Origin of the sequence: Xanthomonas albilineans, assembly GCF_009931595.1 — a bacterium.
GTDB classification, from domain to species: domain Bacteria; phylum Pseudomonadota; class Gammaproteobacteria; order Xanthomonadales; family Xanthomonadaceae; genus Xanthomonas_A; species Xanthomonas_A albilineans.
Genome location: NZ_CP046570.1, coordinates 1,544,263 through 1,565,034 on the forward strand (window position 1 = coordinate 1,544,263; position 20,772 = coordinate 1,565,034).

22 protein-coding genes are annotated in these 20,772 nt (G+C 62.6%); all 22 read right to left on the reverse strand.

Annotation, left to right across the window (positions count from 1 at the left end; translation table 11 throughout):
• Positions 1-438: 438 nt before the first annotated feature.
• Positions 439-2,439 (reverse strand): chemotaxis protein CheA, encoded by a 2,001-nt coding sequence (locus XaFJ1_RS06505; protein WP_012915880.1) that lies wholly within the window; start codon positions 2,437-2,439, stop codon positions 439-441.
• 30 nt (positions 2,440-2,469) lie between these two features.
• Entirely contained in the window at positions 2,470-2,835 is a 366-nt protein-coding gene (locus XaFJ1_RS06510; RefSeq protein WP_012915881.1) for a response regulator, read from the reverse strand.
• Positions 2,832-3,140, reverse strand: coding sequence for an STAS domain-containing protein (locus XaFJ1_RS06515; RefSeq protein ID WP_012915882.1), 309 nt, complete (start codon positions 3,138-3,140; stop codon positions 2,832-2,834). The genes XaFJ1_RS06510 and XaFJ1_RS06515 overlap by 4 nt, the downstream gene beginning before the upstream one ends.
• Positions 3,141-3,249: 109 nt before the next feature.
• Positions 3,250-4,356 carry a chemotaxis protein CheW gene (locus XaFJ1_RS06520; RefSeq protein ID WP_012915883.1) on the reverse strand — a complete coding sequence of 369 codons (1,107 nt, stop codon included), beginning with the start codon at positions 4,354-4,356 and terminating at the stop codon, positions 3,250-3,252.
• A complete protein-coding gene (locus XaFJ1_RS06525) occupies positions 4,353-5,135 on the reverse strand; it encodes a ParA family protein (protein WP_012915884.1) in 783 nt (260 codons plus the stop codon). Before XaFJ1_RS06525 ends, XaFJ1_RS06520 begins: the two co-directional genes overlap by 4 nt.
• The gene (gene motD / locus XaFJ1_RS06530) at positions 5,135-6,088 is read right to left on the reverse strand and encodes a flagellar motor protein MotD (protein ID WP_012915885.1); all 954 of its coding nucleotides are present in this window, start codon (positions 6,086-6,088) and stop codon (positions 5,135-5,137) included. Before motD ends, XaFJ1_RS06525 begins: the two co-directional genes overlap by 1 nt.
• A 7-nt stretch (positions 6,089-6,095) precedes the next feature.
• On the reverse strand, positions 6,096-6,836 hold the full coding sequence (locus XaFJ1_RS06535; protein WP_012915886.1) for a flagellar motor protein: 741 nt from the start codon (positions 6,834-6,836) through the stop codon (positions 6,096-6,098).
• Between the two features lie 222 nt (positions 6,837-7,058).
• Complete coding sequence (locus tag XaFJ1_RS06540; protein ID WP_012915887.1) at positions 7,059-8,807, reverse strand: chemotaxis protein CheA; 1,749 nt, start codon at positions 8,805-8,807, stop codon at positions 7,059-7,061.
• A gap of 4 nt (positions 8,808-8,811) precedes the next feature.
• Positions 8,812-9,420, reverse strand: a complete 609-nt coding sequence (locus XaFJ1_RS06545) for a protein phosphatase CheZ (protein ID WP_012915888.1) — start codon at positions 9,418-9,420, stop codon at positions 8,812-8,814.
• Positions 9,420-9,812, reverse strand: a complete 393-nt coding sequence (gene cheY, locus XaFJ1_RS06550) for a chemotaxis response regulator CheY (protein WP_012915889.1) — start codon at positions 9,810-9,812, stop codon at positions 9,420-9,422. Before cheY ends, XaFJ1_RS06545 begins: the two co-directional genes overlap by 1 nt.
• A gap of 18 nt (positions 9,813-9,830) precedes the next feature.
• A complete protein-coding gene (locus tag XaFJ1_RS06555) occupies positions 9,831-10,580 on the reverse strand; it encodes an RNA polymerase sigma factor FliA (RefSeq protein ID WP_012915890.1) in 750 nt (249 codons plus the stop codon).
• Positions 10,577-11,461 carry a P-loop NTPase gene (locus XaFJ1_RS06560; protein ID WP_012915891.1) on the reverse strand — a complete coding sequence of 295 codons (885 nt, stop codon included), beginning with the start codon at positions 11,459-11,461 and terminating at the stop codon, positions 10,577-10,579. Before XaFJ1_RS06560 ends, XaFJ1_RS06555 begins: the two co-directional genes overlap by 4 nt.
• The gene (gene flhF / locus XaFJ1_RS06565; protein ID WP_012915892.1) at positions 11,448-13,031 is read right to left on the reverse strand and encodes a flagellar biosynthesis GTPase FlhF; all 1,584 of its coding nucleotides are present in this window, start codon (positions 13,029-13,031) and stop codon (positions 11,448-11,450) included. The genes XaFJ1_RS06560 and flhF overlap by 14 nt, the downstream gene beginning before the upstream one ends.
• 168 nt (positions 13,032-13,199) lie before the next feature.
• On the reverse strand, positions 13,200-15,284 hold the full coding sequence (gene flhA, locus XaFJ1_RS06570) for a flagellar biosynthesis protein FlhA (RefSeq protein ID WP_012915893.1): 2,085 nt from the start codon (positions 15,282-15,284) through the stop codon (positions 13,200-13,202).
• The gene (flhB, locus tag XaFJ1_RS06575) at positions 15,281-16,411 is read right to left on the reverse strand and encodes a flagellar biosynthesis protein FlhB (protein ID WP_012915894.1); all 1,131 of its coding nucleotides are present in this window, start codon (positions 16,409-16,411) and stop codon (positions 15,281-15,283) included. Before flhB ends, flhA begins: the two co-directional genes overlap by 4 nt.
• Positions 16,412-16,550: 139 nt before the next feature.
• Positions 16,551-17,342 carry a flagellar biosynthetic protein FliR gene (gene fliR, locus XaFJ1_RS06580; RefSeq protein ID WP_012915895.1) on the reverse strand — a complete coding sequence of 264 codons (792 nt, stop codon included), beginning with the start codon at positions 17,340-17,342 and terminating at the stop codon, positions 16,551-16,553.
• 13 nt (positions 17,343-17,355) lie between these two features.
• On the reverse strand, positions 17,356-17,625 hold the full coding sequence (locus tag XaFJ1_RS06585) for a flagellar biosynthetic protein FliQ (protein ID WP_012915896.1): 270 nt from the start codon (positions 17,623-17,625) through the stop codon (positions 17,356-17,358).
• A gap of 4 nt (positions 17,626-17,629) precedes the next feature.
• Complete coding sequence (gene fliP / locus XaFJ1_RS06590; protein WP_012915897.1) at positions 17,630-18,445, reverse strand: flagellar type III secretion system pore protein FliP; 816 nt, start codon at positions 18,443-18,445, stop codon at positions 17,630-17,632.
• A 2-nt stretch (positions 18,446-18,447) separates the two neighbouring features.
• Positions 18,448-18,864: a flagellar biosynthetic protein FliO gene (fliO, locus tag XaFJ1_RS06595; protein WP_012915898.1), complete on the reverse strand. Its 417-nt coding sequence runs from the start codon at positions 18,862-18,864 to the stop codon at positions 18,448-18,450.
• Positions 18,861-19,199, reverse strand: coding sequence for a flagellar motor switch protein FliN (gene fliN, locus XaFJ1_RS06600; protein WP_012915899.1), 339 nt, complete (start codon positions 19,197-19,199; stop codon positions 18,861-18,863). The genes fliO and fliN overlap by 4 nt, the downstream gene beginning before the upstream one ends.
• The gene (gene fliM, locus XaFJ1_RS06605; protein ID WP_104629878.1) at positions 19,196-20,209 is read right to left on the reverse strand and encodes a flagellar motor switch protein FliM; all 1,014 of its coding nucleotides are present in this window, start codon (positions 20,207-20,209) and stop codon (positions 19,196-19,198) included. The genes fliN and fliM overlap by 4 nt, the downstream gene beginning before the upstream one ends.
• 9 nt (positions 20,210-20,218) lie before the next feature.
• Positions 20,219-20,746, reverse strand: coding sequence for a flagellar basal body-associated FliL family protein (locus XaFJ1_RS06610; RefSeq protein ID WP_012915901.1), 528 nt, complete (start codon positions 20,744-20,746; stop codon positions 20,219-20,221).
• Positions 20,747-20,772 lie beyond the last annotated feature (26 nt).

The following is a 20,772-nucleotide window of genomic DNA, read 5'->3' on the forward strand; positions in this document are numbered from 1 at the left end:
TGCTCGCCAGATGTCTGTCTGGATGGTGCATCGTTCGATGCAGCGTGGATAAAATGACACCCTGCAAATTTGCACACTGTGTTCCAACGGGCCTTGTCATGCGTGCAGAGGTGATGGGATACAACGCGTTGCTTCAGCGGATGTGTTGTTCGTCGTGCAGGTCGATCTCATCTGAAGCGTCGATGGCGTGTTTCATTTCGTAGACAAAATGTGCAATGGAACGAGTATCGGCGACTCTGACCTAATCTTGAGTGTTGGTCTTGTTGTCGCAGCCCTCAGGCGCAGGGCTTAACGGTGCCGGGTTGCTGCTGCTGCCTTAGTGGCTGCGATGGGGGGCTAGTGTGACGGCCAGACAAGCAAACGCCCCGGCAGTACTGCCGGGGCGTGCGGTGTGTTGTGTGGGTCGCTCGGGAAGCGATCCGGGCTGGGAACGTTGGCTCAGGCCGCTTGTTGCACTCGTAGCGAGCGGACCAGGCCGCCGATATCCACGATCAACGCCACGCGGCCGTCGCCGAGAATCGTCGCACCGGAGATTCCGCTGATGCGGCGGTAGTTGTTCTCGATGTTTTTGACAACCACCTGCTGCTGACCGACCAGCTCGTCCACTTCCAGTGCCAGCTTCTGCCCATCGGCTTCCACGACCACGACCAGTGGCTCGCTCTGCGGGTTCCCACCGAAACCATAGGAGTCGCTGAGCGATAGGATCGGCAGGTATTCGCCGCGGACCCGAAGCACTCGGCCTTCGCCGGCCATGCTGCGGATGTCGTCGGCCTGTGGCTGTAGCGCTTCGATGACGTAGGCAAGCGGCAGGATCAGGGTTTCGCCGGCCACCGATACGGTCATGCCGTCCAGAATCGCAAGCGTCAGCGGCAGGCGGATCAGCACACGGGTGCCGCGGCCGAATTCGCTTTCCAATTGCACTTCGCCGCCCAGGCCCTGGATATTACGCCGGACCACGTCCATGCCGACGCCACGTCCGGACAAGTCGGTGACCGCATCGGCGGTGGAGAAACCAGGAGCGAAAATCAGATCCCAGACCTGCGCGTCACTCGGATTATCCGGTACGGTCAGGCCGCGCTCGGTGGCCTTGGCCAGAATGCGGTTGCGGTTGAGGCCGGCGCCGTCGTCGCTGACTTCGATGACGATATGTCCACCCTGGTGGGACGCCGCCAGAGTGATGGTGCCGGTCTCGTCCTTGCCGGCGGCGCGGCGCGCTTCCGGCATTTCCAGGCCGTGGTCGATCGAGTTGCGCACCAGGTGCACCAGCGGATCGGCGATCTTTTCGATCAGGCCCTTGTCCAGTTCGGTGCCTTCGCCGATGGTGCGCAGGCGTACCTGCTTGCCGAGGCGGCTGGAGAGGTCGCGGACCAGGCGTGGGAAACGGCGGAATACCGCATCCACCGGCAGCATGCGCACGCCGATGACGGCTTCCTGCAGGTCGCGTGTATTGCGTTCGAGCAGGTCCAGGCCGGCGAACAAGCGCTCGGCGGCGGCTGGATCCAAGCCGCTGGAGACCTGCTTGAGCATGGCCTGGGTAATGACCAGTTCACCGACCAAGTTGATCAACGCATCGACCTTGTCGACGCTGACGCGGATCGAGCTTTCTGCTTCCTGCGCGGCGGCGGCGTTGCCGGCGGGAGCATTGGCGGCTACGGTCGCAGCTGGCGCGGCGGTGGCCGCGGCCGGTGCTGGAGTCAGCACGGGCGGCGGTGCGCTGGCCAGGCTCGGCGGTGGCACGGCGCGGATGTCCAATTCGCAATCGTCGATCACCCAGGCAAAGGTGTTTTCGATTGCGCTGCGCGGGATCTTGCCGACCAGGCCAAGATCCCATGCCATATAGGCTTCGAGCGGATCGAGATCGACGAAGCCGGGCAGGCGGCCGTTACGGCATGCAATCTGCAGCGGGCCGAGATGTTCGAGTTCGCGGATGATGCGTAATGGATCGTTGCCGCTCATGAACAGCGACGGCGATGGGGTAAAGCCGATCTGCCAGGCTTCGGGTTCGGCGGCCTGATTTGCGGCCGGCGTCGCCGCGGCGGCTGCGACGTCTTTGCCGTTCAGTGCACGCTGCAGGCGATCATGGACGGCCTTGACTGCAACCGGGTCGGCGGCAACGCCGTGCTCGGCTTCGCGTAACAGGGCACGCAGGACGTCCACCGATCCAAGGATGGCGTCGATCGCGTTCGCTTCGACTTCGCGCTTGCCGGCGCGCAGTTCATCGAGCAGCGTTTCTAGTACGTGGGTGAGTCCGGCCATCGCTTCGAAGCCGAACGTGGCGGCACCACCCTTGATCGAGTGCGCGGCGCGAAACACCGAGTTGATGGTTTCGGGGTCGCGGTTGCCTTCTTCTAACGACAGCAATCCGGCCTCCATCGCGTCCAGCCCTTCGCGGCTTTCCTCGAAGAAGGTGGCGTGGAAGCGTTGCAGGTCCATGCTCATAGGGAGGGAGTCCGAAAAAGAGAGAGAAAATCAGCCCAGAACTTTCTGGACGGTGGCGATCAGTTGTTCGGGGTTGAACGGTTTGACCAACCAGCCAGTGGCGCCAGCGGCTTTACCTTCGGATTTTTTTTCTGCCGCCGATTCCGTGGTCAGCATCAGCATTGGGGTGAACTTGTAGTCAGGTAGCTGGCGCAGTTCGCGGATCAAGCTGATACCGTCCATGTTCGGCATGTTGACGTCGGTGACCACGGCGTTGAAGCGCTGGCCTTTGGCGCGACCCAAGGCGACTTGGCCGTCTTCTGCTTCTTCGACAGCGTAGCCGGCCGAGGTGAGGGCAAAAGAGACCATTTGGCGCATCGACGCCGAATCGTCCACTACCAAGATACGTGCGCTCATGCAGCGTTCTCCACAGATTTCAAATTTTCAGAAGTGTCAGGAAGGCCCAGCGATTCGCTGACCCCTAGTAGGCGTGCTGCGTCGCTGAAGGTGGCGCTGCATGCCTTGAATTCAGTGTGTTTGCCTTCTTTGCGGCGTGCATCCACGAACGCGCACAGAACCTGCACGGAAGCGGTGTGAATGCGGCGCACTTCGCCGGCGTCCAGCCGCAACACCTCGTCCGACGTCAGGAACGTGGTCAGGCGTTGTTTCAGGTCGGCGCTGGTCTCGATGCCGAGATCCTCGCCAAGTGGGACTGTGCTCATCATTACTCCGCACGAATGGTTCTATCGAAGGTAACGGCCGTCGCTTGAAAAGCTTTAGGCTGCATCTGGAAAGTGCGGTGTAGTCTGCAGTTTCTATTTATTTATTAGCTCAGTGCAACAATTGTTCAGCGTCTAGCAAGATCATCGGGTGCTGGGCAAGCCGTGCTACGCCGCGGAAAAGATGGTTGGAAATGCGGCAGATACGGGCATTGTCCGGTGGTTCGATCTGATGGTCGGTCAGGCTGGCGACGTCCTCGACGGCGGACACGCGCAGGCCCAAAGTTTCGCCACTTTCTTCCAGCACCACGACCCGCGTCTGCATGTCCATCTCGATCGGAGCCGAGCCCAGATGCAGTCCAAGATCCAGTACCGGCACCACCTGGCCGCGCAGGTTCATGATGCCTAGCATCGATGGTGGCGTGCCACGCAGTGCCAGTAGCGGCACCGGTAGTACGACTTCTTGCACTTTCAGTAGCTCCAGTGCGTAGGCCTGTTCGCCGCAGCGCAGACGTAGCCAACGGGTACTACGTTCGGTCACGCGTTCGGGGGCGGTGGCTGAGCCGTTTGGCAGGGGCGGTTGCATGAAAGCTTGTAGGTTGGGCTTTAGCCGCGTTGCGCCGGCTTTTGCGCGTTCGGCCTCGGCGCGCCGCTCCGGTGGCACCGCCATCATTGGACGCTTGACGGCACGCGCGGCGGCGGCATCGTCCTCGGCGGCAAGATCGCGCGGCGTAGTCGAGCGTTGTCGTTCCATCGACGCGACCACGTCTAGATCGGTCTGGCGGTCGGTGCTGGGTGCCTGCTGGGACATGATGCCTGCCAGTGCGGGATCGGCGTCGGCTTCGGCCAGGACCGCGGCGGCGATTTGCTCCGGAGTCGGGCCAGTTGGCGCAGGCGTCAGCGCCTGCTGGGACATGATGCCTGCCAGTGCGGGATCGGCGTCGGCCTCGGCCAGGACTGCGGCGGCGATTTGTTCGGGAGTCGGGCCAGTTGACGCAGGTGTCAGCGCCTGCTGGGACATGATGCCTGCCAGCGCGGGATCGGCGTCGGCTTCGGCCAGGACTGCGGCGGCGATTTGTTCGGGCGTCGGGCCGGCTGGCATGGGCGTTGTCGTATCGGCAAGAGGCGTTGCGGGTGGTAGCGTGGTGTTCTGCGCTGCGCTGATCGTGTCGTGCAACAGACCTTCCAGATAGTCGTCGATGATGTCTGGAGTACTCATGCGGCTTGTTCCATCTGCGTCGCGTCGTTGGCCAGCAGCCATTCCAGCGCGCGCCGATAAGCGGCCAGGCCGCGACCGGGATAGTCACCGGGAACGCCAGCGATGGTCAGTGCCTTGACGTTACAGATCTTGGTGTCTACCGGAATCGCGTCTTCCCATACCCGTTCGCCATAGCTGTCCTGCATCTGCCGCAGGGTTTCGTTGCCGGCGCGGGTACGCTTGTCGAACAGCGTCGGCAGGATCGATGCGGGCAGGGGGCGGCGACGCGAACGCTCGACCATGTCCACGGTGCGGACCATGCTGGCCAAGCCATGTAGCGCCAGTGGCTCGGCCTGGGTTGGAATGATCACGCGATCGGCAGCGGCCAGCGCGTTGATCATCAATAGGCCGAGGGTCGGCGGACAGTCGAGCAGGATGTAATCGTGCTGTCCTGCATGCCGCGCCATGGCCTGCTGCAACGCCAGGCCCAATCCTGGCTGGTTGGCGCTGCGTCGCTCCAGCGTGGCCAGCGCGGTTTGCCCGCAGACGAAGCTCAGGCGTTCGATAGCGGTGGTGTGGGCAAGCACGGACAGTTCACTGGATGGGGTGGCGAAGAGATCCACCACGCCAGCCGGTTGCGGTTCCTGCGGCACATCGAACGCTCTGGTCAGCGAAGCGTGCGGATCGAGATCGAGCATCAACACGCGGTGGCCGAGCATGGATAGGCCACGGCCTAGTGCCAGCGTACTTGTGGTTTTGCCCACGCCACCTTTTTGGTTGGCGATCGCCCAGATACGCATCAGTTCACTCCTTCAATGGCGGCAGGGACTGCCCGGTGGCTGCCGGCGTTGCCGGTGGCCGCCGTGGCGGTGGGTATCGAGGTAGTCGACGCGGCGACGGCACTGAAACGCTCTGACGTCGACGGCGCGTTGTTCGTGCCATCGCCGGAATCGGCCAGAATGACCAGCACCACGCGGCGGTTGGCATTGCGTCCGCTTGCGGTATCGTTGCTGGCGTGCGGGCGGAACTGGCCATAGCCGATCATCGACAGCCGTGAGGGTTGCAGCCCCTGGTCGGCGAACAGATGCACCACACTAGCCGCGCGCGCCGCCGAGAGTTCCCAGTTGGATGGGAACTGTGCAGTGGCGATCGGTGTGTTGTCGGTATAGCCCTCCACTCGTACGCCGTTGGGGACGCTCGCCAATATCTGCGCGAGCTGTGCCAGGGTCGCATGTGCGCTCTGATCCAGTGTTGCAGAGCCGGAGCCGAACAGGATGTCGCTGTTGATCTCTACTTCGATCCACAGCCCGGAGCGGTGCACGGTGATCAGCTTTTTCTGGATCAGTGGCGACAGTGCTGAGTCAAGTCGTTCGGCAATGCGGTCGAGCTGTTGCTGCGCGCGTCGCAGTTGCTGTTCGTCACGTAGCGCATCGGCGGGGCGTGGCAGCGATGTTGCTGGCAGCCGGTTCGGATCGAGAATGGACAGAGCCGGGCTGGATTGGATTGGCGTCGCTCGCGCGTCGCTCTGGCCTTGCAGCGGCTGTTCGCCCACTTGCACCGGGTGCATTGTCTGCGCTGTGCCACCGAAGGCTGCGTTCATCGCGTTCGCCATGACGCGATACTTGGCCGCGTTGACCGTGGACAACGCGTACATCACCACGAAAAAAGCGAGCAGCAACGTCATCAGGTCGGCGTATGGGATAGCCCATGCCTCGTGATTGGTGTGCTCGTCTTGGAAATGTTTGCGGGCCATGTGCGACTCAATGCAGGAATCCGGCCAGTTTCGCTTCGATGTTGCGCGGATTTTCGCCCTTGGCAATGGCGATCAACCCTTCGATGAGCATTTCGCGCTCGCCGCTGCTGTGCTTGATCACGCTTTTGAGTTTGCTGGCCATCGGCAGGAACAGCAAGTTGGCCGAAGCAATGCCGTAGATGGTGGCGGTGAAGGCAGCGGCGATACCCTGGCCGAGCTTGCTCGGGTCAGCGAGATTTTTCATCACTGCGATCAGCCCCAGCACCGCGCCGATGATGCCCAGAGTCGGCGCGTAGATGCCCATGCCCTCGAATACCTTGGCCGCCGCTAGATCGCGGTGCGCCTGGCCTTCCAGATCGATCTCCAACATGTGCCGTATTGCATCGGGCTCGACGCCGTCTACCAGCATCTGTAGTCCCTTGCGCACGAATGAATCCTGCTGCTGGGGCAGTTCCTGCTCCAGACCGAGCAAACCCTGGCGTCGTGCGATATTGCTCCACTCCACGATTTGTTGCAGTACCGCCTGACGGTTGTTCGGTGGCGGCTGCAGGATCCACTTCGCGATCTTGAATGCGCGCCGGAACACCATCGGCGGCGTTTGCACCAGGATTGCCGCGAAGGTCCCCACGATGACGATGACGAACGCAGCCGGCGACCACAGCGCCGAAATCCCGGCACCTTTGAGAATGCTGCCGCCGATCAGCGAAATAATCGCCAGCAGCAGGCCGATGAGACTGAGTTTGTCCATGCAGGAGGTATCGGCAAGGGAGCGGGGGACTTGATGGGCAGCCTGGATCGGAGACTTAGACGTGCCGGAACGTGAGATTACGAAAGCACAAATATTTCACTTAAAAAGTGCAAATGTCCTGGGCAGGACGTTGCGATTACATCTTCAACATCTTGCAATTTGCTTCATCAACGCGTTTGACAATGGTTTGGGCGTGGGATGCGATGCTGTCGTCCCGAGCCCTCAGCTCTTCAGGCCATCCACATCCAGAATCAATGCCAGACGGCCATCGCCGATCAGTGTGGCGCCGGCATACCCGGACAGGCCGCGCAGGGCGCGCGGTAGCGGTTTGATGACCACCTCCTCGCGACCGCGGACCTGGTCCACCACTAGGCCCATACGCGATTCGCCAGCCTGTAGCACCACGATGGTCAGCAGTGGTAGTTGTGGGGCGTCGACGTTGAGCCACTGGCGTAGGTCCACCAGTGGCAGCGTATGTGACTGCCGATCGAGTACGGCGCGGCCGTCGAACCAGCCCAGCGAGCGGCGTGGCGCATGCAGCACTTCGACCACACGCGCCAGGGGGAGTGCATAGACACTATCGCCGGCCTGCACCAGAAGGGTTGGCAAGATAGCCAGGGTCAGCGGTACGCGGATCAGAAAGCGGCTGCCGCGGCCCAGCTCGGATTGGATCTGGATTTGTCCGCTGAGTTCGCGGATACGCGACTGCACCACATCCATGCCGACGCCACGGCCGGAGATATCGGTGACTTCGGATTTGGTCGAAAACCCAGGCAGGAAGACCAGATGCAGACATTCCTCGGTACTTAGCCGTGCAGCGGCTTCCGGATCGATCAGGCCCTTTTCGCGCGCCTTGGCACGCAAGCGTTCTGGATCGATGCCGGCACCGTCGTCTTGCACTTCGATGCTGACGTAGTCGCCTTCTTGTTGTGCAGACAGGCGCACATTGCCGCCACGCGGCTTGCCGGTGGCTTCGCGTAGCGCTGGCGCCTCGATGCCGTGGTCGATCGCGTTGCGCACCAAATGGACCAGAGGATCGGCCAGTGCCTCGACCAGATTGCGGTCCAGCTCGGTGTCGGCACCAATCAGTTCCAATTCCACTTCTTTCTGCAAAGAACGGGCAACGTCGCGCGCGACCTTCGGGAAGCGCGAGAACACCTTGCCGACCGGTTGCATGCGTGTCCGCATTACCGCCGATTGCAGCCGGGCGGTGGCGATGTCCAGCGTGCTGACTGCACGATCAAGCTCTTCGTCGTGCAGGCGCGCACGCAGTGTCTTGAGTCGATTGCGCGATAGCACCAGTTCACCGATCATGTTGACGATGGCGTCCAGGCGTTTGGTGTCCACGCGCACGGTTTGTTCGGGTTCGCTCGTCTTTGCAGCCACGCTTGGCTTGGATGCCGGTGCGTTGGGTTTTGGACTTGGTGATGCGGTAAGTTGCGGTTTGGCCGCGGGCGCGGCACCGCCGTGCAGGTTGTCGAGTAGTGCTTCGAATTCGTCGTCGCTGATCAGGTCCGAATCGGCGCCAGCTCCTCCAGCGGGCATGCTGCTTTTACCGGCTGTTGCAGAAGTGGATGGCATCGCGGTTTCCTCGCCACCTGCGGCGAATTGCGCGATCAATTGTGCCGGCGCGCGTGGCGGCTCTTCGCCGCTGCTGAACGCATCCAGCATCGATTGCAGGTAGTCCAGCGATTGCTGCGCGGCGTCGAAGTGACGGGCTTCCAGCGTAGCCTGACCGGCACGGGCCATGCCCAGGGTCTCTTCGGCGGCATGGCACAACTCGACCATGGCGTTGATCGATAGGAAGCCGGCACCGCCCTTGAGGGTGTGGAAGCCCCGGAACACGGCGTTGAGCTGGTTGCTGTCATCAGGCGCCTGTTCCAGCGACACCAACTGTTCGCCTAGGCGGTCCAGGATCTCCTGGGCCTCGATGATGAAGTCGGCAGCGATGTCGTCTGATACGGCGCTCATGCGATTACAACCCCAATCCGGACAGCAGGTCGTCGGCGTCGTTTTGCGACACGCCGTGACGGTCCAGGCCAGGTAGGGCTGGGCCGGCCAAGCCGCCATCGGCTTTGCGTTCTTCCTTCGGCGGTAATCCCAGCGCGCCGAACCCTTCGTGCACACGGCGCACAATTCCTGCGACGCGGCGGATGATCTGTCCGGTCAGGTCCTGGAAGCTCTGCGCCAGAGCCATTTCGGTGAGGTTGTGGCGGATCTTGTCCAGGATCTCGCTCTGGTCGCCACTCAGGCCGCCGGCACGCAATTGTTCGGCGAGCGCACGGCATTCCTCGGCCAAATCCAAGGTACGGTGACTGGCTTGTTCGGTCATTGCCACCACGTGGTCCAGCCGCGAACAGGCGTCATCCAGTTCGCCAGCGTCGCTGGGCGCCACCGGCAGTTCGCCCAGTGCCTGGCCCAGGTCGCGCGCAAGTCGGCTCAGGCCCTGCATCATCGGGCGTGTGCGCCAGGCGGCGAGGGTGTCGATCTCCCGGCGCCAGCCGGCTTCGTCACCGCTTTCCAGTGCGTCCAGCGCACCTTGCAGGCGTTCGATCAGAGCAGTGCGTTCAGCAGTGACTTCCATCAGGCGGTTGCTCCCAGGCGCTCGAAGATCTTGCCCAACTTCTCTTCCAGCGTCTGCGCGGTGAACGGTTTGATGATGTAGCCGTTCACGCCGCACTGTGCCGCTTCGATGATCTGCTCGCGCTTGGCCTCGGCAGTGACCATCAGCACGGGTAGATGCTTGAGCTTGTCGTCGCCGCGAATGTTGCGCAGCAAATCGATGCCGGTCATGCCGGGCATGTTCCAGTCGGTGACCACGAATTCGAACGGCGCCGAGCGCAATGCGGCTAGCGCGCTGTTGCCGTCTTCTGCTTCGGCGGTGTTGGTGAAGCCAAGATCGCCAAGCAGATTTTTGACGATACGTCGCATCGTCGAAAAATCGTCCACGATCAAAATCCGCATGTTTTTGTTCACCGCTAACTCCCTAGGTTCTTATTCTTCGTCTTCCAGACCTGCGTCGGCGGCTTCGAATGCCTTCAGGCGTCCGCGCAACCGTACCGTGGCCTGACCGTGGATCTGGCACACGCGCGACTCGCTGACTCCGAGGACCGCGCCAATTTCCTTGAGATTCAATTCCTGCTCGTAGTACAGCGACAACACTAATTGTTCGCGCTCGGGTAGTTGCGCGATCGCTTTGCCAAGTTCGCGGCCGAATTCGCTGCGCTCGAGCATCTGCTGCGGATTGGGACCGCCCTTGGCGATGGTGTCCAGTTCCCCATGGTCCTCGATGCGCGATTCCAGGCTCAGTACTTGTCCGCGTGCGGCATCTTCCATCAACCGCATGTATTCGGGGAGCGGCATTTCCATCGCTGCGGCCACTTCGTTGGCGGCGGCGGCGCGACCGGTGTTTTGTTCAATCTTGCGGATCGCCGAGGCCGCGTCACGCGCGCGTCGGTGCACCGAGCGCGGCACCCAATCGCCACGGCGGATTTCGTCGATCATCGAGCCGCGGATGCGGATCGAGGCGTAGGTTTCGAACGAGGCGCCCTGGTCGGCATCGTAGCTGCGCGAGGCTTCGATCAGGCCGATCATCCCGGCCTGGATCAGGTCGTCGATCTCGACGCTGGCCGGCAGCCTTGCTGCCAGGTGATGGGCGATGCGCCGCACCAGGTCCGAGTGTTGCGCGATGTAGTCATTGGAACTGTTGCGCTGCACGGCGCGGTAGTGGGCTGCGGCGTTCATGCGGCTACTCCACGTTGGATGATGCGTTCGACGAAGAACTCGACGTTTCCGCGTGGGACAGTCGGTGCCTGCCAACGTGAAGTGCGCCGGGCGATATCGGCGATCGCCTGGGCCGAGGGGCTGGACGGGTAGGCTTTGACCACGGGCTGCTGGCGTTGCACCGCCAGTCGCAGCCAGTCGTCCTGCGGCACGCAACCGAGGTAGTTCAGCGACACGTCGCCGAGGAACTTCTCGCAGACCCGGCTGAGTTTTTCGTATAACAGGCGGCCTTCGTTGATGTCGCGGACCATGTTCGCGACGATCTGCAGCCGATCCATGCCGCGTTCGCGCGCGAGCACTTTGATCAGGGCGTAGGCGTCGGTGATCGAGGCCGGCTCGTCGCAGACCACGACGACTGCGTCCTGCGCGGCCTGGCAGAAGGTCAGCACGCTGTCGGTGATGCCGGCGGCGGTGTCGATCACCATGATATCCAGATCGCGCTGCAACTCGGAGAACACATTGACCAGGCCGACGTGTTGAGCGGGGGGCAGTTCGGCCATGTAACGGCGGCCGGAGGCTGCGGGCACCACCATCAGCCCGTTGGGCATGTCGATCAGGGCTTCTTCCAGCGTGCAACGCCCAGCGACCAGATCGGCCACCGTGAATCTAGGCGTCAAGCCCAGCAGTACATCGACGTTGGCCAGACCGAGGTCGGCGTCCAGGAGCAGGGTGCGCTTGCCCATATCGGCCAGCGCCATCGACAGATTGACCGAGATGTTGGTCTTGCCGACGCCACCCTTGCCACCGGTCACAGCGATCGTGCGCACCGGACCCAGCGGTTCGTTGCGCGTCGCCGATAGGGGAAACGCGTTGGTCAGATTGGCGTAATCACGCGACGGCATGGTTCTGCTCCGGAGTACAGGGCTTATCGGCAGCGCGCCGCAAATCTTCAAGGCGCAATACCAGGCTGGCGGCGTTGGCGCGGTGCAGGTCGTCCGGCACACGCTGTCCATCGGTCACCCAGGTGATGGGAAGGCGGTGGTCCACGACCACCGACAAGGCGCTGCCAAACCGTCCGGTTTCGTCCAGCTTGGTCAGGATGACGCCCTGTGGATCGGCGCTGGCGAACCGGCGTACGACTTCGTCCAGGTCGGAAAAATGGGCGTTGGTGGGAAGCACGAGCAACGAGCGGACGACTCGCGAGGCGCGCAACCAGTGCAGTTGCGCGGCCAGCGCACGGTCGCGCTGGCCCATGCCGGCGGTGTCGATCAGCACCAATTTGTAGTCGGCCAGACGCTGCAGCAGCTGCTGTAGCGAGGCATCGCTGTCGGCTTCGTGGACGGCGATCCCGAGCTGTCGGCCATAGCTGTGCAGTTGTTCGCGGCCACCGACGCGGACGGTGTCGGTCGTGACCAGAGCCACGTCGCGGGCGGCATTGCGCTCCAGGAAGAGAGAGGCCAGCTTGGCGATGGTCGTGGTCTTGCCGGCGCCGGTGGGGCCGATCAGGGCGATCACGCCGCCTTGCTCGAGCGGATCCAATGTCGCGATCGGCAGGCGTTTGGACAACAGGCCCAGCATCAGTCCGCGGCCGCGGTGCAGTTCCAGGTCGGCGGGAATTTGCATGACAACGTCGCGGGTGATGCCGCCGTCGAAGCCGTAGTCGTCCATTAATTCCAGCGCCTGGGCGCGTACTGGCGAACCGCGAAGGCGCTCGTCGGTGAGCCGATTCATTTCACGCTCGATCATCTGCCGCATCAGCGCCAGTTCGTCGCGTAGTTGCGTCAATTGTTCGTCGTTCTGCGGCGCCGGGAAGCTGGGAACCGCAGTGAGTGTGGTGACTGCCGGAATTTCGGCGTTCGTGATCGGGGCCTCGGGGACGAGGTTGGGCATGCTGGCTGGCGCCAGTGCCACGGCAGGTGGGGCTTCGTGCCAAGCTGTATCTGCGGCGGCGGAGATGGCGGTGGTGGCAGTGGGGAATGGTGTTGGCAGCGACACGTTGATCGGCGCGTTGCGGAACACATCCTCGGGAATGCTGCATTCTGCACTGGTCGGCGCCTGGACGGCTGTCCGTGGCGTGATCGTCGATGTCGCAGTGACGCGCTTGCCGAGCGGCAGCGCCGAGGCGGCGATGGCAGCGGGTTGTGTCAGCGACCGCTCCGACGTGGTGGCGATGGCATTGCTACGGCGCTCGCTGATCGCGGCCATCATCGCCATCGCCGAGTTGGGCCCTGCGGCTTTGTGGCGTGCGGGCCGTGGCGTTGCCGCTGCGGTGGTCGGACGTGGCGTTTCCTCTGGACGCACGGCGTCCAGGGCGCGTTGCACCAGTGCCTCGTCGTAGTTGCTGGCGGCGACGATCTCGATGCCTTCGTCGGTTCGCCGGTTGGACAGGATCACCGCATCCGGACCCTGCTCGTCGCGCACCATACGGAACGCTGTACGCATGTCGGGAGCGACGAAACGTTTGATTTTCATAGGGATACCTTGGCGCCGTGACGCGTGAGGGGGGGCGCGGGACTGAAAAATCGGCACAGACGCTGTTGTCGTTCCGAGCGGTGGTATGCGGGTGAGCAGATGTTCATATGTCCTGTCCGATTCATGCCTTTACACTTTTCCGAGTCCCAAGTGCCCGGGCCGGGTCTTTCAACTGATCGTTCCCACCAACTTCAACCGCTTGTCTTCCGGTACCTCGCTGTAGGACAGCACCGACAGCGAGGGGACGCTGTGGCGGACCAACCGTGCCAGTGCGGCGCGGACCTGCGCCGGCACCAGCACCACTGCCGGCTCATTGCGTGCTTCTTGCTTGCTGACGCAATCGGTCAGGCTCTGGTGCAGGCGTTCGGCCAATCCGGGTTCCAGCGCTGCACCGTTGCCCTGTGTGGAGTCTTGCAAGACACGTTCCAATTGCGGCGCCAGGGTGAACACCGGCAGTTCCGATGCCATCCCGGCGATCTCCTGGACGATGAAGCGGCCCAGGGAGTTGCGTACCGCGGCAGTGAGCGCCGCGGGTTCCTGACTCTGTGGGGCGTTTTCGACCAGTGCCTCGACGATCTTGCGCAGCTGCCGCACCGGGATCTTTTCGATCAACAGGTTTTGTAGCACGCGTACCACCACCGACAACGGCAGCGCCTTGGGGGTGAGGTCCTCGACCAGCTTGGGCGCGCTCTTGGCCAGGGTGGCCAGCAATTGCTGGACTTCCTCATGGCCAAGCAGTTCCGGGGCGTGCTCGCGGATCAGGTGGGAGAGATGGGTCGCGATCACTGTAGCCGGGTCGACCACGGTATAACCCATGGTTTCTGCCTGAGCGCGCTGATGCGGCTGGATCCACACCGCATCCAGACCGAACGCCGGGTCCTTGCCGGGGATGCCCTCGATCTTGCCCAGCGCACCGCCGGGGTCCAGTGCCAGTTCGCGATCCGGGTGAATGTCGGCGGTGGCCACCGGCACCCCATGCACCAGCAGGCGGTAGGCGTTGGCTTGCAATTCCAGGTTGTCGCGGATGTGCACCGGCGGCACCAGAAAGCCGATGTCCTGGGTCAGCTTGCGTCGCACGCCTTTGATTCGCGCCATCAATTCGCCGCCCTGGGTCTTGTCCACCAGCGGGATCAGCCGGTAGCCGACCTCCAGGCCCAACGGATCGATCGGTCGTAGTTCGTCCCAGCCCAATTCGGCATTGGCTTGCGCCGCGGCAGCCGCTGCTGGCGGCACTGCATCTACCGCGGCCGGTGGCGGTTGCAGGCTGCGCTTCCACATTTTCCAGGCCAACAGACCCAGGATCAGCGCCAGCGTCAAGAAAGCGACGTTGGGCATGCCTGGGATCAGGCCGACCAGGCCCATGATCGCCGCAGCCACCGCCAACGCTTTGTGTTGGCCGAACACCTGGCCCATCATCGAAGCGCCCATATCCTGCGAACGCGAAGCACGGGTGACCAGCATCGCCACCGCCGAAGACACCAATAGCGCTGGCAACTGTGCGACCAGACCGTCGCCGATCGACAGCAAGGTATAGGTGGAGGCGGCCTGGGCCACGGGCATGCCGTGTTGGAGTACGCCGACCGCCATGCCGCCGATCAAATTGATGAATAGGATCAAGATGCCGGCGATCGCGTCGCCGCGGATGAATTTGCTGGCACCGTCCATCGAACCGTAGAAGTCCGCTTCCTCCCGCACTTCCTCGCGCCGTGCTTTAGCTTCTTCGCGGGTCAGCAAGCCGGCATTGAGGTCGGCGTCGATCGCCATCTGCTTGCCGGGCATGGCGTCGAGGATGAAGCGTGCGGTCACTTCCGACACACGCCCGGCGCCTTTGGTGATGACCACGAAGTTGATGATGGTCAGAATCGCGAACACCACGATGCCGACCGCGTAGTTGCCGCCGATCACGAACTCGCCGAAAGCCTCGATCACCTTGCCGGCGGCGCTGTGTCCGTTTTGACCGTTGATCAGGATGACGCGGGTGGAGGCCACGTTCAGGGCCAGGCGCAGCATCGTGGTCATCAGCAGCACGATGGGAAAGATGCTGAATTCCAAAGGCCGTTTCACGTACACCACGGCCAACAGCACCATCAGCGAAATGGCGATATTGAAGGTGAACATCGCGTCCAGCACCGGGGCGGCTAGCGGTACCACCACCATCGCCAGCATCACCAACACGATCAGCGGGGCGCCGAGCCCGTGCTTGATCATGTCCATCATCTTGCGCGTATTCATTTGCGCGGCGGGCTGGCTCATGGCTTGCTCTCCGGGGCGAACTCATCCACTTCCAGTGCCGGTAATGGCGGCATCGGGCCGCTGCGCCAGGCACGCAACTGATACACGTAGGAGAGGATCTGGGCGACCGCCGAATAAAGTCTCACGGGAATTTCCTTGCCGAGCTGGCCTTCCCTATACAAGGCGCGTGCCAACGGTGGCGCAGACACCACTGCGACGCGGTGCTGCTCGCCGACTTCGCGGATGCGGAAGGCGATCTCGTCCACGCCCTTGGCGAGCACGGTGGGTGCGCGCATGCGCCCGCTCTCGTATTTCAGCGCGACGGCGTAGTGGGTCGGGTTGACCACGACCACGTCGGCTTTGGGCACGGCTTCCATCATGCGCCGCTGCGACATTTGCATCTGCATTTGGCGGATGCGCCCCTTGACCTCGGGACTGCCGTCGTTTTCCTTCATTTCTCGGCGGACTTCCTCGCGGGTCATCTTCAATTTGTTGATGTAATGCCACTTTTGATAAGGGGCGTCGATCGCGGCCAGTAGCGCTAGCGCACCGGCTGTGTACAGCAGCATGCTCAGGGTGAATCCCAGGCCATGGCCGATGGCTTGTTCGAGCGGCTGCTGCAGTAGGCCGCGTAGGCCGTCCAGGCCTTTCCAGATGCATAGAAACGCGGCACCGCCAACGAAGCCCATACGCAGCATCGACTTGAGCAGTTCGACCAGGCTTTCAGTACCGTATAGGCGGGCCAGCCCAGCCATTGGGTTGAGCCGATCGAGTTTGGGGATGAGCGCTTGGCCGGAGAAACGTAGGCTGCCCATTAGGAGCGGTGCGATAAAGCCAGCGGCCACGCAGATGCCGATCAGCGGCAGGACCACCCAGAACAGCCCGATCAGTAGGTCGCCGAAATAGCCGAACAGTGCCTGTGGAGTGTCGCGTAGATGCGGATCGGGCTGCAGTGCGTGTTTCATCCACGCCACCGCGCCTGCCGTCAGCGAACCGGACATACCCATCAGCGCGAAGATGCTGGAGCTGAACACCGCCGCTGTGGCCAGTTCGCGCGAGCGCGGGATATTGCCCTGCTCGCGGGTTTCGCGCAGACGCTTTTCGGTCGGTTGTTCTGTGCGTTCTGCGCCTTCTTCGTTTTCGGACATGGGCGTGTGCGTGGCGGGGGAGTGCCCCTGCCTGTTGCAAGGGCCATGCCGCGATGCCGACGCCCGCCGGGCCTGTTGTTGGCACGTGACCCAACCCCGGACTCTAAACCCGACTGCTACTCAGGACGGGGGGACGTCGTTACGCAGTGAGCTGGCGCGCGGCATCGAAGGCGGCGTCGAACAGCCGTTGCACCGGCGGCCCCATTTCGTTGACCAGAATTGCCAGCAGCGCTAATCCAAGCACCATCGCCACCGGCAGACCGATCTGGATCGGATTCAGCGCTGGCGCGGCCTTGGCCAATGCGCCGAAGGCCAGGTTGACCGCCAACATCGCCACTATCACTGGCAACGCCAAGGTCAGCGCACCGCGCATCATGCTCATAAAAAAGTCCGGTGCGACGGTGATCATGGCCTGCGCATCCGGCAACGCACTGCCGATCGGCAGCGCTTTGTAGCTATCCACGAGTAGCGCCACGACCGCCAGATGCCCATTGGCGGTGAAGAACAGCAGGCCGAAAGCCAGGTAAAACCATTGCCCGATCACGCCGGAGTTGACTCCGCGCAGTGGGTCGGCCATTTGCGCGAAGCCCAGCCCCGTACTCTGCGAGATCATTTCCCCGGCCATTGCGCCGGCCTCGAAGATCATCCTCAACATGAAGCCCATACTGGCACCGACGGCCAATTCACGTGCCACGCTGAGGACGACCGTGGCGTCAAAGCCATTCCAGTCCGGCACTGGCGGCAACAGCGGGGCCAGTGCCATTGCCAGGGTGGCGGCCAGGATTACTCGGATGCGTGCCGGAATCGCGCGGGTGCCGACCAGTGGCATCACCATCAGCATCGCGCCGATGCGCAGCATGGTCCATAGGATTGCGCCGATCATCGCGAATGCACGCGAGCCGTCGATGACCATTTGTGTGGCGGCGTCCATCCCGGTGCGGCCGCTAGCCGATTAGATGCGGGATGCGCTGGAACAGCAGCGTGGTGTACTCCACCAAGTGCGCGAGCAGCATACTGCCGGTGGCAAATAGCATCGCGGTCAGGGCGATGACCTTGGCGATGAAGGCGATGGTCGGCTCGTTGAGCTGTGTCGCAGCCTGAAACACGCCGATCACCACGCCGACCACCAGCATCGCCAGCAGCAATGGGCCGGCGACCCATAACACGGTGACCAGGCCGCCACGCAGTTCGGTCAGGGCCAGTTCGGGACTCATCGGCTCACACTCCGTTGAAACTGGCGGCGAGCGTGCCGACGGTCAGTACCCAGCCGTCGACCAGCACGAACAGCAGGATCTTGAACGGTGCCGAGATCAACATCGGCGACATCATCATCATGCCCATCGACATCAGTACGCTGGCGACCACCAGGTCGATGATCACGAACGGAATGAAGATCAGGAAGCCGATTTCGAAAGCGGTTTTCAGTTCGCTGGTGACGAAGGAGGCCACCAGCACCGGGAACGGGATCGCGTCGGGACTGCTATAAGTGCCGTTGCCGGCCATGCCGGCGAAGGTCATCAGGTCGCTTTCGCGGATCTGGGCCAGCATGAAGGCGCGTAGCGGCTGGGTGGTCAGGGTCCAGGCAGTTTGAAAATCGATCTGCCCGTTGAGGTAAGGACTCATGCCATGGTCCCAGGCTTTTTCCCACACCGGCATCATCACCAAGGCGGTCAGGAACAGCGCCAGGCCCATCAATACCTGATTGGATGGAGTTTGCCCGGTGCCCATCGCCTGGCGCAGCAGGCCGAGCACGATGGTGATGCGGGTGAACGCGGTCAGCACCAGCAGCATCGATGGCAGCAGGGTGATGGCGGTCATCAACAGCAGGGTTTGCAGCGGCAGACTGACCGACTGTGCACCGATCTTGCCGACGTTGACGTCCGGCAACGAGGGCAGGGTGGGGCCGCTGTTCTGTGCGGTCGCTGCAACGGTGTGCGCCGCCTGCGCCCAGGCCAGTGTCGGCAGCAGGCTCAACGTCAGCAGGAGCAGTAACAGACGCAGGCGGCGCGCGTTCCGGTTCCAACGAAGCGACATGATTATTTTTCCTTGCGTAGCTTCTGCGCCAGCAACTGGGCGAAATCGGGAAGGTGCTTGAGTGGCTTGAGGGTGGGTAGCGATGGTGCCGATACCTGCGGTAGCGGCTCGGGCAGGCGATGCAAGGTGCTGACGCCACCAGGCGAGACCCCGAGCAGCAATTGTTCGCCGTTGACATCGATTACCACCACGCGCTCCTTGGCCCCAACCGCCAGGCTGGCGACGACGCGCAAGCCATCGGTTGGACGGAAGCCGCTGCCGGGCAGGCGCTTGAGTACCCATGCCATCGCCAGAATCAGGCCCAGCACGAGTAGCAGGGCGAACACCGCACCGAGCAGGCTGGGCGGTGACGGCGCCGCGCTGCCGATTCCCGAGGTGCTCTTGGCTGCCTGCGTGGCGACCGCAAGCAATGTGCTCACCGCAGTCTCCGGATGCGTTCGCTGGGGCTGACCACATCGGTCAAGCGCACGCCGAAGCGGTCGTTGATCGTCACCACTTCGCCGTGCGCGATCAAGGTGCCGTTGACGTACACGTCCAGCGGCTCGCCGGCGCCGCGCTCCAGTTCCACCACCGAGCCCTGGTTGAGTTGCAGCAGGTTGCGGATCGGGATGCGGCTGCGACCGACTTCCAGCGACAGGGTGATCGGTACGTCGAGGATCACGTCCAGATTCAGGTCGTTGGTTTCTGCCACGGTCTCCTGCTGGAGGCTTTCGAACTGGGCCGGTTCGGCCTGGTTAGTCTCGTTCTGACTCATGGTGCGTCTTCCTGGAAAGCGGGGCGGCGGCGCAGTGCGCCGGGGGGATGAGTGGCGGTGATCTTGACCGCGTTTTGACCTTGGGAGACGCCGAATTCCCCAGTGAACACCGGGATGTTTTCTACGCACAGCGGTACTTGCTTGGGCAGATCGATTGGCAGGATGTCGCCGATCCTCAGTCGGGTCAGCTCGCGCAAGCTCATTTCCTTCTGTGCGAGCACACTGGAAATAGTGACTTCCGAACCGTACAGCTGCTCGCGCAGCATGATGTTCCAGCTTTCGTCGCGGTCCACGCGGTCGCTCTGGATGCCGGCGTCGAGCAGTTCACGGATGGGCTCCAGCATCGAGTACGGTAGGGTCACGTGTATTTCCCCGCCGCCGCCTTCCAGCTCGACGTGGAAGCGGCTGACCACCACGTACTCGCGTGGGGTGACGATGTTCGCGAAGTGCGGGTTGACCTCGGAGTTGAGGTATTCGAACTCCACGTTCATCACCGGTGCCCAGGCTTCGTGCAGGTCGGCGAAGGTTTGCTTGAGCATCAGTTGGATCACCCGCATCTCGGTCGGGGTGAACTCGCGGCCTTCGATGCGGGTGGGGTAGCGGCCATCGCCACCGAAGAAGTTATCGACCACCGTGAACACCAGGGTTGGTTCGAACACGATCAGGCCGGTGCCGCGCAGCGGTTTGAATTTAATGAGGTTCAGGTTGCTGGGGACGTACAGCGAATGCATGTAGTCGTTGAACTTGACCAGATCGATGCCGCGCACCGACAGGTCGGCCGAGCGCCTGATCAGGTTGAACAGGCCGATCCGGCACAGCCGCGCGAAACGCTCGTTGACCATCTCCAGCGTGGGCATGCGCCCACGGATGATCCGATCCTGACTGGAGAAGTCGTATTGGCGCGCCTCGCCTGGTGACGTAGGCGCAGGCTCGGTATCCACCACGCCGGCATCGACCCCATGCAACAGGGCATCGATTTCGTCTTGGGAAAGCAGGTCGCTCATGGTGATGGCGCCTTATTACTGGGTCACGAAGCTGGTGAAAAGCAATTCTTCCACGCACTTCTTGCCGGTTTCGCTGGTCATCAGCTTCTGCGCGTCGGCCAGTGCGCTTTCTTGTAGCTTTTTACGTCCAGCGATATCGGTGATGTCCTGCGCCTTGACCTGCGAGAACAACATCAGCAGGTGAGCACGGATTGCCGGTGCGTTTTCGGTGATTAGTTTCAGTTCTTCCGGGTCACGGGTCATCAGTTGCACCTCCAGTTGCAGGTAGTGCGGGCCGTCCTGAGGCCCCCCGTTGAGATTGACCACGAATGCCGGTTCCATCGCGAAGTATTGTGCTGGCTTGGGGACCTCGGCGGCCTTGGCCTCGGCTTTTTCGTGGCCTGCCCCTGCCTCCGGCTTCTTCTTCAGGAAGAAAAATGCGCCAGCGCCACCGCCGCCGAGCAACAGCACCGCCGCGATGACGACGATCAGCAGTTTCTTCTTCGACTTGCCGCCCTCAGGGGCGTCCTTGGCGTCTTTATTCGATTTGTCGGCGGCTGACACGGATCGTTCCTAAAATGGAGGCTCCC

Excerpts from the sequence above, each read along its gene's own strand:
- XaFJ1_RS06585 (WP_012915896.1), bottom strand. The coding sequence starts at position 17,625 with ATGAGTCCCGAACTGGCCCTGACCGAACTGCGTGGCGGCCTGGTCACC.
- fliR (WP_012915895.1), bottom strand. The coding sequence starts at position 17,342 with ATGGACGCCGCCACACAAATGGTCATCGACGGCTCGCGTGCATTCGCG.
- XaFJ1_RS06555 (WP_012915890.1), bottom strand. The coding sequence starts at position 10,580 with ATGAACGCCGCAGCCCACTACCGCGCCGTGCAGCGCAACAGTTCCAAT.
- XaFJ1_RS06505 (WP_012915880.1), bottom strand. The coding sequence starts at position 2,439 with ATGAGCATGGACCTGCAACGCTTCCACGCCACCTTCTTCGAGGAAAGC.
- flhF (WP_012915892.1), bottom strand. The coding sequence starts at position 13,031 with ATGAAAATCAAACGTTTCGTCGCTCCCGACATGCGTACAGCGTTCCGT.
- XaFJ1_RS06540 (WP_012915887.1), bottom strand. The coding sequence starts at position 8,807 with ATGAGCGCCGTATCAGACGACATCGCTGCCGACTTCATCATCGAGGCC.
- XaFJ1_RS06535 (WP_012915886.1), bottom strand. The coding sequence starts at position 6,836 with ATGGACAAACTCAGTCTCATCGGCCTGCTGCTGGCGATTATTTCGCTG.
- XaFJ1_RS06560 (WP_012915891.1), bottom strand. The coding sequence starts at position 11,461 with ATGCCGTCGCGTGATTACGCCAATCTGACCAACGCGTTTCCCCTATCG.
- fliN (WP_012915899.1), bottom strand. The coding sequence starts at position 19,199 with ATGAGTCAGAACGAGACTAACCAGGCCGAACCGGCCCAGTTCGAAAGC.
- XaFJ1_RS06545 (WP_012915888.1), bottom strand. The coding sequence starts at position 9,420 with ATGGAAGTCACTGCTGAACGCACTGCTCTGATCGAACGCCTGCAAGGT.
- fliP (WP_012915897.1), bottom strand. The coding sequence starts at position 18,445 with ATGTCGCTTCGTTGGAACCGGAACGCGCGCCGCCTGCGTCTGTTACTG.
- motD (WP_012915885.1), bottom strand. The coding sequence starts at position 6,088 with ATGGCCCGCAAACATTTCCAAGACGAGCACACCAATCACGAGGCATGG.
- flhB (WP_012915894.1), bottom strand. The coding sequence starts at position 16,411 with ATGTCCGAAAACGAAGAAGGCGCAGAACGCACAGAACAACCGACCGAA.
- XaFJ1_RS06520 (WP_012915883.1), bottom strand. The coding sequence starts at position 4,356 with ATGAGTACTCCAGACATCATCGACGACTATCTGGAAGGTCTGTTGCAC.
- XaFJ1_RS06515 (WP_012915882.1), bottom strand. The coding sequence starts at position 3,140 with ATGAGCACAGTCCCACTTGGCGAGGATCTCGGCATCGAGACCAGCGCC.
- XaFJ1_RS06525 (WP_012915884.1), bottom strand. The coding sequence starts at position 5,135 with ATGCGTATCTGGGCGATCGCCAACCAAAAAGGTGGCGTGGGCAAAACC.
- XaFJ1_RS06510 (WP_012915881.1), bottom strand. The coding sequence starts at position 2,835 with ATGAGCGCACGTATCTTGGTAGTGGACGATTCGGCGTCGATGCGCCAA.
- flhA (WP_012915893.1), bottom strand. The coding sequence starts at position 15,284 with ATGAGCCAGCCCGCCGCGCAAATGAATACGCGCAAGATGATGGACATG.